Source organism: Achromobacter sp. 413638 (assembly GCF_043119405.1).
Classification (GTDB): domain Bacteria; phylum Pseudomonadota; class Gammaproteobacteria; order Burkholderiales; family Burkholderiaceae_B; genus Achromobacter.
In genome coordinates, this window is sequence record NZ_JBICCO010000134.1 from 1 (window position 1) to 12,541 (window position 12,541).

Below are 12,541 nucleotides of genomic sequence, written 5' to 3' on the forward strand. Positions count from 1 at the left end.
TTTCATTGCAACGCCCGCTACGGAGACGACTTGCCGGCTCGGCGCATGCCAGCGGAGGTCTGGCGCATGCCGTCCAGCCCCCACCGAATCGGCCAGGTTTCGATCCGGGAAAACCAGGGGATGCGATCAATGCGGCGGCGCCGCGTCGCATCTGGTCAATCGCGGTTCTCTCCACGTCAATTGCGCCGCCAGCCGCGGTCCTAGCATTCCATGCAGCCCCCCACGGCCAGGCCCTTCCTGGCGGGCCCCACGACCCGGAAAACACTGCATGCTGACCCTCCATGACCACCCACGCTCCGGCAACTGCTACAAAGTCCGGCTGTTCCTTGCGCTCATCGGCATGGACTATGAACGCAGGTTCATGGACGTGCTGGCGCGCAAGAACCAGACCGCGGAATTCGAGCGCATCAGCGCCTTCCAGCAGATTCCCGCGCTGGTCGATGGCGACACCGCACTCTGGGACAGCCACGCCATCCTGCTGCACCTGGCGCATCACTACGCCCCCGCATGGCTGGCGCCGCTGCCCCGCATCGGCGCCATGCATGCCTGGATATCCGTCTCCGCCAACGAGATCGCCAACAGCCTGCAACCGCTGCGGCTGACGCATGTCGTGAGCAAGGCCGAAGCCGCGCACCACCTGGGCGTGGACGAAGCGCTGCTGGACATGCCGGGCATGCGGCGCCGCACCGAACGCGTGTTGCGCCGCATGGACCAGCATCTTGCCGCGCACGACTGGCTGGCCGGCTCCGATGCGCCCACGGTGGCCGACATCGCCTGCTATGGCTATCTGGCGCTGGCCGAGGAAGCCGCCATCGACCTCTGCGCCTATCCCGCCATCGCCGCGTGGCGCGGACGCATCCAGCAGTTGCCAGGCTACGTGCCGCCAGGCGCATGAACGCCGCGACGACCAACACAACGACAAACCAAGAGGAGACAACATGGACGCCACTCAGGCCGCGGAGCCCATTGCCCGCCCCCACAAGAAACCGAACCTGTTCCGGGTCGCCGTCGCAACGGTCATCGGCACCGCGGTGGAAGCCTTCGACTTCCTCGCCTACGGCACCGCCGCCGCGCTGGTATTCAACAAGATCTTCTTCCCGCAGTTCGATCCGGTGACGGGCACGCTCGCGGCCTTCGGCGCGTTCGCCAGCGGCATGCTGGCACGGCCTATTGGCGGCATCCTGTTCGGCCACTTCGGCGACCGCATCGGCCGCAAATCCATGCTGACGCTGAGCCTGCTGCTGATGGGCATATGCACCGTGCTCATCGGACTGCTGCCGACCTATGAACAGATCGGCATCTCCGCGGCGGTGCTGCTGGTCGTCCTGCGCATCGGACAGGGCCTGTCGTTCGGCGGCGAAATGGGCGGAGCCATGCTGATGGCGGTGGAACACGCGCCGCCGAAGTGGAAAGCCTTCTTCGGCAGCCTGCCGCTGGTGGGCGCGCCGCTCGGCATCCTGCTGTCCGTGGGCTCGTTCGCGCTGGTGACGCGGCTGCCGGAAGCGGATTTCCTGTCCTGGGGCTGGCGCCTGCCGTTCCTCGCCAGCGCCGTGCTCATCGTCGTCGGCCTGTTCATCCGCCACGGCATCGACGAATCGCCGGAGTTCGAGGCCGTAAAGCGCGACAGGGCACGGGCCAGGCAGCCGCTGGAGGACAAGATGCCTCTGCGCGAACTGCTGCGCGCGCACGGCAGGTCGCTGCTGCTGTGCATAGGCTGCAAGATCGCCGAGGTGACGCTGATCTATACCTTCCTGGTGTTCTCGGTGTCCTATGCCGTATCGAAACTGGGTTTCAGCCGGGCCGACGCGCTGCATGCCCTGCTCTACGGCGCCGGCGTGCTGATGTTCACCATTCCGCTGTTCGGCATGCTGGGCGACCGCAACGGCGCGCGCCGCGTCTGTGGCTGGGGCGGCATGCTGCTGGGACTGATGGCCATTCCTATTTTTCTCGCGGTGGGCAGCGGCTCGCTGGTGGCATACAGCCTGGCCGTCTTCGTCGCCATGGCATTCAACTACGCCATCATGATCGCGCCGCAGTCCAGTCTTTACAGCGCCCAGTTCCCCGCGGAACTGCGCTATTCCGGGCTGTCCATCGGGGTCCAGTTCTCCGCCGCCATCGGCGGCGGCCTGGCGCCCCTGATCTCGGCCACGCTGGTTCAGAAGTTCGGCAGCATTCTTCCCGTGGGCATCTACCTGGCGTTCCTCGGCGTCGTCGCGGGCACCTCGGCGTTTCTCATGAAACCCACGCCGCAGGACCTGCGCCACGGCTGACCGAAAGCGCGCGGCTACGCGCCGCCGCTGCCGGCCTGCTTGCGGTACAGGGCGGGCGACATACCGAAGCGTTCATGAAAGCGGCGGATGAAATGGCTCGCATGCAGGAAACCGCAGGACGCGGCGATTTCCTTGATTTCGACGTGAGCGCGCCGTGGATCCTCCAGCGCCTCCCGAGCCAGCTGCAAGCGGCGCTCGCGCACGTAGCCGGTGTATTGCAGCGAGCGCGTCTTGAACAGCCGGTGCACCCAGCGCGTGGTGACGCGCAGCACATCCGCCACGGCCTGCACCGAGAGTTCCGGATCGGTGATATGGGCATCGATGTAGCTGGCCAGCACCTGCCAGTTGTCGGCCGGGGCCCGTGCGTCGCCCGGGATCTTCTCCAGCGCCTGGCTGGTGTAGATCGAGGCCAGCAGCGCCAACAGCGCCTGCTCGGCGAAGAGCGACGACACGGGATTGGATTCCGTCTTGTCGAAGAACACATGGCGCAGGCAGCGATGCGCGGTCTGCACCAACGGCAGGCTGGCCACGCCGCGCTGCGCGGTGAACTGGGACATCGCCAGGCTATGCGCGCCGAGCAGGCGAGATAGCGGCCCCTTGACCACCACGATGCGCGAATCGGTGTACATCCGGATCTCGGACGGCAGGGCGGTCGTGCGGAAAATGATGTCGCCGGGCTCCAGGGGCAGGGTAGCCTCGTTCTGGACGATGACGCCGTGCCCCGCGATCACGAAGCTCGCCAGAAACTCGGCGTGTTGCAGGTCTGCGGCATGTTCCGCGCGATGCTGCACGGCGATCGGCGTGGACTCCAGGCTCACCACCCGTCCGCCCGCGCGCAGCCTGCAGGCCTGCAACTGCAGCCGGGGATGCTCGGTCAGCGCACGGAACTCGCCCGGCAGAACCAGCTTGTCCAGTTCACGCTCGTATCCGGCCACCTCCTGCGCATAGAAAGGCCGGAACCGGGGCGCGAAGTTGAGGTCCGCCTCGGGCCCGGCGGGCCGGGCGGGCGGAGGCATGGTCTGGCGGGCTCGTGGCATGCTCGGAACACTCTGTCGTACTGGCCGGCGACGGCCGGCAAAGCGCCCGTGCTGTCGCATGGGGTCAACCGGCGTTCGTGATCGGTCAATCGCGCGGCGGCGGGGCGGGCGTGTAATGGAGCCATTATCCCCAAGGAGACCCCATGCTGGAAAAACAAGCCCATGCCGACGCCTTCTTTGCGCGCTCCGCGAACAAGCTCGACTTCGGAAACTGGGACGAGAAGGAAAAGGTGGCCCTGAGCTGCCGCGTTCTCGCCAGCGAAGGCCATTCGGAAACCCTCGCGGGCCAGATCACCGTGCGCCAGGACGACGGGACGTTCCTGACGACACCCATGGCCCACGCGTTCGACGAGATCGTCCCGGCCTCGGTCATCCGCATCAACGAGAACATGGAAGTGCTGGACGGACCCGGCACGCCCAACCCCGCCGTGCGCTTTCATTTCTGGGTGTACCGGCAGCGCCCCGACGTGCAATGCATCATCCACACACACCCGCCGCATGTCTCGACCCTGTCCATGACGGGCCAGCCGCTGGTGGTCGCGCACATGGACGCGACGCCGTTCCACAACGACTGCGCCCACCTGAAGGAATGGCCCGGCCTGCCCATCGCCGACCAGGAAGGCGAGATCATCTCCGCGGCGCTGGGCGACAAGCGCAGCATCCTGCTGGCGAACCACGGTTTCCTGGCGGCCGGCTCCTGCATCGAGGAAGCGCTCTACCTTTCCGTGCTGATCGAGCGCGCGGCCCGCAACCAGCTTCTGGCGGCCGCCGCTTACGGGGAGGTGAAACCGGTGGATGATGCGCTGGCCGCCGAATCGCACGATTTCCTGCTCAAGCCGAGCATCGTGCGGGCAAGCTTCGCCATGTTCGCGCGCCGCGTCGAGCGGCAAATGGCTGCGCAATAGAACAAACTGGCGGATCGTTCAGCGCAGGCCGGCGTGGCGCCGGCGGGAACGTCCGCTTGCCACGGCCCGGGATCCGTTGGAGCGCGGATCCCGAACCGCGGCGGCGCGGGTCGGGCTTCGGGTCAGGGTTTCTTCAGCAGATCGCGGATTTCACGCAGCAGGGCCACGTCTTCCGGCGTGGCGGCGGGCGCGGCCGGCACTTCCTCGGACTTGGCGCGCGCCTTGTAGATGGCCTTGACCATCCAGAAGATCACGAACGCCAGCAACACGAAGTTGATGATGATGGTGACGAAGTTGCCCCAGGCGAAGACGTTGGCGCCGGCCTTGGTGAGATCGGCGTAGGTCATCGGACCGTTATAGCCGGCAGGCATGGAGAGGACGAGGAACTTGTTCGAGAAATCGACCGAGCCGCCCAGCACGAAGTTGACCAGCGGCATCACGATGTCCTTGACCAGCGAGTCGACGATCTTGCCGAACGCCGCGCCGATGATGACACCGACGGCCAGGTCGACCGCGTTGCCCTTGACGGCGAAATCTCGGAACTCTTTGATAAAACCACCCGCTTTGCTCATAAATAGCACTCCCTTCGTGATACGCCCTAGAATGGGCGACGCTATAATACGCGGTTGCTATGTTGTTACATTTTCCCGCGAACCCGATGCCGCAGAAGTGATGCTACTCGTAGAGCGGGCGCATCAACAAGGATAGGAAGATGAGTCAGGATACGCTGGTGCATGACGACGATGACGGTGCGGTTGACCCCAATCTGCCGCCCGATCCTTCGCGACGTTTCTGGGTAACCACCGCCTGTGCTGTCGGTGGCGTAGCAGGTGTAGCAACAGCCGTGCCGCTGGTCAGCACGTTTTCCCCCTCGGAAAAGGCCCGCGCCGCCGGCGCTCCCGTGGAAGTGGACATCGGCGACATCCCCGTCGGCGCGATGAAGACGGTGGAATGGCGCGGCAAGCCCGTGTGGATCATCCACCGCTCCCCCGAACAGCTCGCCGGCCTGAAATCCCAGGACGCGCTGCTGGCCGATCCGAACTCCAAGCGCCCCGGCTTCACGCCCAAATACGCCGAAAACGAAGGCCGCTCGCGCAAGCCCGAGATCTTCGTCTGCGTCGGCATCTGTACCCACCTCGGCTGCTCGCCCACCGCTCACTTCGAAACGGGCGGCGGCGGCGGCATGGGCGCCAACTGGCAGGGCGGCTTCCTCTGTCCGTGCCACGGCTCCACGTTCGACCTGGCCGGCCGCGTCTACAAGAACAAGCCCGCGCCCGACAACCTCGAAGTTCCGCCGTACCAGTATCTGAGCGACACCCGCATCATCGTGGGCGTCGACGAAGACAACAAAGCCTGACGCCCGCGTCGCGCTTTCATTCCCGAATTGCGTAAGTAAAACAATACGCCACGTGAGAGAAGGAGCCGTTACATGGCTGGCGAGAAAACCGTCGAGACAACAGGCCTGCTGGGCTGGCTGGACCGGCGCTTTCCGGTGACGTCCACCTGGAAAGCCCATCTGTCTGAATACTACGCGCCGAAGAATTTCAACTTCTGGTATTTCTTCGGATCGCTGGCACTGCTGGTGCTGGTGCTGCAGATCGTGACCGGCATCTTCCTGGTCATGCACTACAAGCCGGACGCCGAACGCGCGTTCCAGTCCGTTGAATACATCATGCGCGAAGTCCCGTGGGGCTGGCTGGTGCGCTACATGCACTCGACCGGCGCCTCGATGTTCTTCGTCGTGGTCTACCTGCACATGCTGCGCGGGCTGCTCTACGGTTCGTACCGCAAGCCGCGCGAACTGGTCTGGATCTTCGGCGTCGCGATCTTCCTCTGTCTGATGGCGGAAGCCTTCTTCGGCTACCTGCTGCCCTGGGGCCAGATGTCCTACTGGGGCGCCCAGGTGATCGTGAACCTGTTCGCCGCCATCCCGTTCATCGGTCCCGAGCTGTCGATCTGGATCCGCGGCGACTACGTCGTGTCCGACGCCACGCTGAACCGCTTCTTCGCCTTCCACGTCATCGCCATCCCGCTGGTGCTGGTCGGCCTGGTCGCCGCCCACCTGGTGGCGCTGCACGAAGTCGGCTCGAACAACCCGGACGGCGTCGAGATCAAGCAGGGCCCGAAGGACAAGTACGGCCGCCCGAAGGACGGCATCCCGTTCCACCCGTTCTACACCGTGCATGACCTGGTGGGCGTGGCGGGCTTCCTGCTGGTGTTCGCGGCCATCGTGTTCTTCGCGCCGGAAATGGGCGGGTACTTCCTGGAGTTCAACAACTTCATTCCCGCCGACTCGCTGAAGACGCCGCCGCACATCGCGCCGGTCTGGTACTTCACGCCGTTCTACTCCATGCTGCGCGCCACCACCGACGAGTTCACCTGGGTGCTGGCGGGCGCGTCCGTGCTGGGCGCCATCGCGCTGCTGGTCAAGAGCAACCTGAAGGGCATCCTGCGCGTCGCCGTCCCCGGCATCCTGATCGTCGTGGCCGTGCTGCTGCGCGCGATCGACGCCAAGTTCTGGGGCGTGGTCGCCATGGGCGGCACCGTGGTCATCCTGTTCTTCCTCCCGTGGCTGGACCATTCGCCGGTCAAGTCGATCCGCTACCGCCCGACCTGGCACAAGTGGATCTACGGCATCTTCATGGTCAACTTCCTCGTCCTGGGCTACATCGGCACGCAGCCGCCCAGCCCGCCGCTGAACCTGACGTCGCAGATCGGCACGCTGCTGTACCTGGCATTCTTCTTCCTGATGCCGGTCTGGAGCCGCCTGGGCACGTTCAAGCCCGTGCCCGAGCGCGTCACGTTCCAGCCCCACTGAGCCCACGAGATAACGGACCGACCATGATCAAGAAGCTGATTGGCGCCGTGGCATTGATGATGCTCACGTGCACCGCCACTTTCGCCGCGGAGGGCGGCTTCCCCCTGGAAAAAGCCCCGTACCGCGTCAATGACGTCGCCTCGCTGCAAAATGGGGCCAAGCTGTTCGTCAACTACTGTCTGAACTGCCATAGCGCGTCCTCGATGCGCTACAACAAGCTGCGGGACATCGGCCTGACCGACCAGCAGATCAAGGAAAGCCTGCTGTTCACCGGCGAGAAGGTCGGCGACATGATGCACGTCGCCATGACGGCCAAGGACGCCAAGAAGTGGTTTGGCACCACGCCGCCGGACCTGTCCGTGATCGCGCGGGCCAAGTCGGTGAACGCCGGTCCCTCGGGCTCGGACTACATCTACACCTATCTGCGCACGTTCTACCGCGACACCTCGCGCGCCACGGGCTGGAACAACCTGGTCTTCCCGGCCGTGGGCATGCCCCACGCGCTATGGGAACGCCAGGGTCCGCGCGAGCTGACCACGGTGGCCATGCACGAAGTCGAGGGCAAGGAAGGCGAGCCCAAGACCTGGGAAAAGGTCACGACGGTGTACGATGCTCAAGGTTTTGCAAACGTGAAGGCCGAGCCGGTGGCGAATTACCACGGCCACGCCACGTTTGAAGCTAAATTCAAGGCCGCCAACCCGGCCCAAGTCGCAACTTACGACAACGACGTGGCCGACCTGACCGCGTTCATGGCCTGGATGTCCGAACCCGTCCAGACCTTCCGCGTGCAGCTCGGCGTCGGCGTCATGTTGTTCCTGCTGTTGTTCTTCCTGGTAATGTGGCGCCTGAACGCCTCCTACTGGAAGCACGTACGTTAACCGCAACGCCCCGCCAGGTGTTTCCGTCCCCATGAAAATAGGGACGGGACCAGCGGACAGGGCCGTACCGCCTGTCCCGCCTGGCAATCGGGGCCAGCGCCTGCTAGATTAAGGCGCTGGCCTTTCGCTTTTTATACAAGGACTTATCGCCATGATGGTGCTCTATTCCGGAACCACGTGTCCGTTTTCGCAACGCTGCCGCTTCGTGTTGTTCGAGAAAGGCATGGATTTCGAGATCCGCGACATCGACCTGTACAACAAGCCCGAAGACATCTCGGTGATGAACCCGTACGGTCAAGTGCCCATTCTGGTCGAGCGCGACCTGGTCCTGTACGAGTCGAACATCATCAACGAGTACATCGACGAGCGCTTCCCGCACCCGCAGCTGATGCCGGCCGATCCGGTCATGCGCGCCCGCACCCGCCTGTTCCTCTACAACTTCGAGAAGGAACTGTTCGTCCACGTCTCGACGCTGGAAGACCGCAGCGCCAAGCCCGACGAGAAGAAGCTGGCCAACGCGCGCCAGAACATCCGCGACCGCCTGGCCCAGCTGGCTCCCATGCTGCTGAAGAACAAGTACATGCTGGGCGAGGAATTCTCCATGCTGGACGTGGCCGTGGCTCCGCTGCTGTGGCGCCTGGACCACTACGGCATCGAACTGCCGAAGAATGCGGCGCCGCTGCAGAAGTACGCCGAGCGCATCTTCTCGCGTCCGGCCTACATCGAAGCGCTGACGCCTTCGGAAAAGGTCATGCGTCGCTAAGGCAGTCAGATGGGTGAAACTTCGACCAAACCGTACCTGATCCGCGCGCTGCACGAGTGGTGCACCGATAATGGCTATACGCCCTACATCACCGTGCAGGTCGACGAACACACCATGGTGCCGATGGCCCATGTGCGCGACGGCCAGATCACGCTGAACGTGGGCACGCTGGCCACCAATCGCCTGGTGCTGGGCAACGAATTCATCGAATTCCAGGCCCGCTTCAGCGGCGTGACCGAGAACGTCTACGTTCCCGTGGGCGCCGTCAGCGCCATCTATGCGCGCGAGACCGGCGCCGGCATGGGCTTCGAAGTGCAGCCCTACGAGCCGCCGGCCGCTGGCGCGCAAGGCACGGCCGAGCCGGCCGAAGAGGGCACCGCCGATGCCGCATCGCCGTCCGGCGACGACACCGGCGGCGACGAGCCCAAGCGCCCGCGCCTGACCATCGTCAAGTAAGTCCGGCCGGGTCCCTGTGGCCCGGCCCGCGACACCCGGCGCGCGCGGTCTGTCCGCGCGCGCCGTTCCATGCCGGGGGCTGCGTTTTTCATTACAATGCAGTCCCCGCGCGTGCCCCCATGGCGCGCCTTGCCGGTGTAGCTCAGTTGGTAGAGCAGCTCACTTGTAATGAGAAGGTCGAGGGTTCGATTCCTTTCACCGGCACCATCAGGATCAATGGCCTGGGATATTCCCCGGCAACCCATCCGCGCGCATGAAGCCGCGCACGCATCCCAGCCCGCCCGGCGTCGCTATACTTGTGCGACGCCATGCCTGCACGCTTATCGCAGGACGAGCCACCAGATTCTGCCCGCAACCTGGAGACGCAGATTCATGTTCAGCCACATCACGGTCGGCGTCAGCGACCTGACTCGCGCATCTGCGTTCTACGACGCGATCCTGCAGCCGCTAGGCCTGCGCCAGCGGCCGGTCACGCCCGATGGCGGCCCCGAATCGCGCTGCTGGATCCTCCCCGGATCGACGCTGCCACGGTTCTACGCCTACTCGCCGTTTGACCGCAAGCCGGCCACCGTGGGCAATGGCAGCATGGTGGCGTTCCTCGCCCCCGATGCAGAAGCGGTGAGGCAGGCGCATGCCGCCGGGCTTGCCGCCGGCGGCGCCGATGAAGGCGCCCCGGGTCCCCGGCCCCACTACGGCGACGGCTACTATGGCGCCTACCTGCGAGATCCCGACGGCAACAAGATTCACCTCGTCCATCGGGGCGACATCGTCTAGCACGCCGGGACGGCCAGTCCCGCCATCGCGAGGCCCAAGGCCATGGTCATCGAACACCTGCAACAGCTGCTGCCCGTCTACGCGACCTATCTGATCGCCACCGCGAGTCCCGGTCCCAGCAACATGGCCATCATGGGCGTGGCGATGAGCCAGGGCCGCTCGTCGGCCCTGGCCCTGGCGCTGGGCGTCACGACCGGCAGCATGTTCTGGGCGGTCCTCGCGGCCACGGGCATCTCCGCGCTCCTGGCAAGCTATGCCGATGCGCTGTTCATCATCAAGATCGCCGGCGGCCTGTACCTGCTCTATCTGGCCTGGAAGGCGGCCAGGTCGGCGCTCACGGCAGGGCGTCCATCGTCCGCAGCGGGCGGCGCGGCGTCCAACAAGTGGCAACTCTATCGCCGGGGCGTCCTGCTGCACCTCACCAATCCGAAGGCCGTGCTGGCCTGGATCGCCATCATGTCCCTGGGGCTGCGAGCCGACTCGCCCGCGTACTCGTTCCAGGCCATCATCGCGGGTTGCGCGATGCTCGGCATTCTTGTCTTTGGCGGCTACGCATTGGTGTTTTCCACGCCGCTGATGGTCCGGACCTACCAGAAGTCGAAGCGCTGGATAGAAGGGATCCTGTCCGTGGCCTTCGCCTATGCAGGCATCAGGCTGTTGCTGTCGAAGACATAGGCCGCACCGGCCTGAAGTACCGGCATCCGTCGGACATGGCGTGTTTCCAACGGCCCGCATCCGCCGTTTTGCATTCCTCGAAAAATTTGTGCATAATTCGCCCCCTCTACCTGTTCCCCGATAGCTCAGTCGGTAGAGCGACGGACTGTTAATCCGCAGGTCGCTGGTTCGAGCCCAGCTCGGGGAGCCAAGATTTCGCAGTACCCGCAATACCCCTGAAGAGCCCGCAACCCAGGTTGCGGGCTTTTTGCATTTGCGCCGGTCGGGCGTAGCATGACGCGCATCCGCCGGCCCCGTTCCGGCCCCAGTCATCCGTCATGCCGCCATGCGTTCCCCGCGATCCCTGCCCGCCCTGGTTTCCCTGCGCGCCTTCGAGGCCGCGGCCCGGCGCCTGAGCTTCAGCCTGGCTGGGGAGGAGCTGTACGTCACGCAAAGCGCGATCAGCCATCACATCCAGAAGCTGGAAGCCGAACTCGGCGCCGCGCTGTTCGAACGCCGCACGCGCGCCGTGGCGCTGACGCCCGCGGGGCAGGCCTACTACGAGCGCGTGCATGCCGCGTTCGAGCTGCTGCGCCAGGGCACCGAGGAAATCCGCGCGCCGCAGCGCCCGCGCCGCCGGCTCAGGATCGGCCTGCTGTCCTCCTTCGCCACGCGCTGGCTGGCGCCACGGTTGCCGGCGTTCAGCGCCGCGCATCCCGATATCGAACTGCAGCTGCAACCCGACATCGGCCTGGCGGACGTCGCCGGCGGCGAGGTCGACGCCGCCATCCGCTACGGCCGGGGGACCTGGCCCGGCGTGCGCGCGCGCCTGTTGATGCGCGAGCGCCTGTCCGTGGTCTGCGCGCCGTCGCTGATCGCCGGCCGGAAACGCCCGCGCGCGCCGCAAGACCTGCTGCGCCATCCGCTGCTGACCTCGCATTCCCACAATCCCTTCGAATGGCCCGCCTGGGCGCGGCTCGCGGGCGTGGACCTGGGCGGCGCGCAGAACGTGCCGCTGCACGACTACAACATCGTGATCGAGGCGGCGCTGGCGGGCCAGGGCGTCGCGATGGGCCGGCACCGCATGATCGCCGCGCAGCTGGCCAGAGGCGCGCTGGTCGAGGCCTTGCCCGGCCTGGCGCTGGACGATCCGCGCATCGGCTGGTGGCTGGTCACGCGCCGGGGCGCGGCGGATCCCGACGTGCAGACGCTGCACGACTGGCTGGTCGAGGCGGCCGCGCAAGCCGGCGCGCCGGCCTGATCCGCGCAGCCCCGCAACGCTTGCCGCCGTGGCGGTCGCCTTGCGTCCCGGGAATGGTGTCGGACATGCCTCCTGGCGCCGGCAACGCATTACTTTTATTCATGTGTGCCCGGGGAAAATTGATTGGTCAAGGCGACCCCGGGCCGATAGCATGGCCTGAAGCTGGACCGCTCCTTTTCCCTTCATTCCCTTTTCAGGCAGGTAATCCATGTCCCGCACCATTTCCGCCCGCGTCGCCGAACTCGGCCTGACGCTCGAAACCGCCTCCGCCCCCGCCGCCAACTACGTGTCCTACGTGCAGGAAGGCAATCTGCTCTATATCTCGGGCCAGATCTCGCGCAAGAACGGCCAGGCCGCCTATCTGGGCCAGCTCGGCGGCGCGGTGTCCGAGGCTGACGGCGTCGAGGCCGCCCGGCTGTCGGCGCTGGGCGTGCTGTCGCAGATCGCCGCTGCCACCGGCGACCGCCTGGACCGCGTGGCGCGCGTGGTGAAGCTGGGCGTGTTCGTCGCCAGCGCGCCGGATTTCAGCCGCCAGAGCATCGTCGCCAACGGCGCCTCGGACCTGATGGTGGCGGTGTTCGGAGACGCCGGCCGCCACTCGCGCAGCGCCGTCGGCGTGGCCGCGCTGCCGCAAGGCGTGGCCGTCGAGATCGAAGCCGTGGTCGCGCTGACGGCCGCCTGAGTCCGTCTCTCACCTGAAGCGGGGGGGGGGGGGGGGGGGGCGG

At 65.8% G+C, this 12,541-nt stretch carries 14 protein-coding genes and 2 tRNA genes; 14 read left to right on the plus strand and 2 right to left on the minus strand.

What is annotated here, in order from left to right:
* The first annotated feature begins 268 nt into the window (after positions 1 to 268).
* Together ACEU5R_RS30895 and ACEU5R_RS30900 are read left to right on the plus strand one after the other, a co-directional pair.
* Positions 269 to 895: a glutathione S-transferase family protein gene (locus ACEU5R_RS30895; protein ID WP_392413633.1), complete on the plus strand. Its 627-nt coding sequence runs from the start codon at positions 269 to 271 to the stop codon at positions 893 to 895.
* 43 nt (positions 896 to 938) lie between these two features.
* Positions 939 to 2,270: an MFS transporter gene (locus tag ACEU5R_RS30900; RefSeq protein WP_392413635.1), complete on the plus strand. Its 1,332-nt coding sequence runs from the start codon at positions 939 to 941 to the stop codon at positions 2,268 to 2,270.
* A 14-nt stretch (positions 2,271 to 2,284) separates the two neighbouring features.
* On the opposite strand, the gene ACEU5R_RS30905 is transcribed toward ACEU5R_RS30900, so the two are convergent.
* Positions 2,285 to 3,286 carry an AraC family transcriptional regulator gene (locus ACEU5R_RS30905; protein ID WP_233772660.1) on the minus strand — a complete coding sequence of 334 codons (1,002 nt, stop codon included), beginning with the start codon at positions 3,284 to 3,286 and terminating at the stop codon, positions 2,285 to 2,287.
* A gap of 164 nt (positions 3,287 to 3,450) precedes the next feature.
* Here ACEU5R_RS30905 and ACEU5R_RS30910 point away from each other — a divergent pair, with 164 nt between their 5' ends.
* Positions 3,451 to 4,212 (plus strand): aldolase, encoded by a 762-nt coding sequence (locus ACEU5R_RS30910; RefSeq protein ID WP_103271973.1) that lies wholly within the window; start codon positions 3,451 to 3,453, stop codon positions 4,210 to 4,212.
* A 122-nt stretch (positions 4,213 to 4,334) separates the two neighbouring features.
* Here the strand turns inward: ACEU5R_RS30910 and mscL are convergent, their stop codons facing one another.
* On the minus strand, positions 4,335 to 4,784 hold the full coding sequence (mscL, locus tag ACEU5R_RS30915; RefSeq protein ID WP_392413636.1) for a large conductance mechanosensitive channel protein MscL: 450 nt from the start codon (positions 4,782 to 4,784) through the stop codon (positions 4,335 to 4,337).
* Positions 4,785 to 4,924: 140 nt separating this feature from the next.
* Here mscL and petA point away from each other — a divergent pair, with 140 nt between their 5' ends.
* The 11 genes from petA to ACEU5R_RS30970 all read left to right on the plus strand — a co-directional run bounded on the left by petA (position 4,925) and on the right by ACEU5R_RS30970 (position 12,498).
* Positions 4,925 to 5,569 carry a ubiquinol-cytochrome c reductase iron-sulfur subunit gene (gene petA / locus ACEU5R_RS30920; protein WP_103271971.1) on the plus strand — a complete coding sequence of 215 codons (645 nt, stop codon included), beginning with the start codon at positions 4,925 to 4,927 and terminating at the stop codon, positions 5,567 to 5,569.
* Between the two features lie 72 nt (positions 5,570 to 5,641).
* A complete protein-coding gene (locus ACEU5R_RS30925; RefSeq protein ID WP_103271970.1) occupies positions 5,642 to 7,030 on the plus strand; it encodes a cytochrome bc complex cytochrome b subunit in 1,389 nt (462 codons plus the stop codon).
* A 23-nt stretch (positions 7,031 to 7,053) separates the two neighbouring features.
* Positions 7,054 to 7,908: a cytochrome c1 gene (locus ACEU5R_RS30930; protein ID WP_103271969.1), complete on the plus strand. Its 855-nt coding sequence runs from the start codon at positions 7,054 to 7,056 to the stop codon at positions 7,906 to 7,908.
* 151 nt (positions 7,909 to 8,059) lie between these two features.
* On the plus strand, positions 8,060 to 8,671 hold the full coding sequence (locus ACEU5R_RS30935) for a glutathione S-transferase N-terminal domain-containing protein (protein WP_006388039.1): 612 nt from the start codon (positions 8,060 to 8,062) through the stop codon (positions 8,669 to 8,671).
* A 9-nt stretch (positions 8,672 to 8,680) separates the two neighbouring features.
* Complete coding sequence (locus ACEU5R_RS30940; RefSeq protein ID WP_103271968.1) at positions 8,681 to 9,127, plus strand: ClpXP protease specificity-enhancing factor; 447 nt, start codon at positions 8,681 to 8,683, stop codon at positions 9,125 to 9,127.
* Between the two features lie 131 nt (positions 9,128 to 9,258).
* Positions 9,259 to 9,334 (plus strand) — tRNA-Thr (locus ACEU5R_RS30945).
* A gap of 165 nt (positions 9,335 to 9,499) precedes the next feature.
* A complete protein-coding gene (locus tag ACEU5R_RS30950) occupies positions 9,500 to 9,901 on the plus strand; it encodes a VOC family protein (RefSeq protein WP_392413639.1) in 402 nt (133 codons plus the stop codon).
* A gap of 42 nt (positions 9,902 to 9,943) precedes the next feature.
* Complete coding sequence (locus ACEU5R_RS30955) at positions 9,944 to 10,576, plus strand: LysE family translocator (RefSeq protein WP_392413640.1); 633 nt, start codon at positions 9,944 to 9,946, stop codon at positions 10,574 to 10,576.
* 114 nt (positions 10,577 to 10,690) lie between these two features.
* Positions 10,691 to 10,766 (plus strand) — tRNA-Asn (locus tag ACEU5R_RS30960).
* A gap of 135 nt (positions 10,767 to 10,901) precedes the next feature.
* The gene (gene gcvA, locus ACEU5R_RS30965) at positions 10,902 to 11,816 is read left to right on the plus strand and encodes a transcriptional regulator GcvA (RefSeq protein WP_392413642.1); all 915 of its coding nucleotides are present in this window, start codon (positions 10,902 to 10,904) and stop codon (positions 11,814 to 11,816) included.
* 208 nt (positions 11,817 to 12,024) lie between these two features.
* Positions 12,025 to 12,498, plus strand: a complete 474-nt coding sequence (locus tag ACEU5R_RS30970) for a RidA family protein (RefSeq protein ID WP_103271966.1) — start codon at positions 12,025 to 12,027, stop codon at positions 12,496 to 12,498.
* Positions 12,499 to 12,541: the final 43 nt, after the last annotated feature.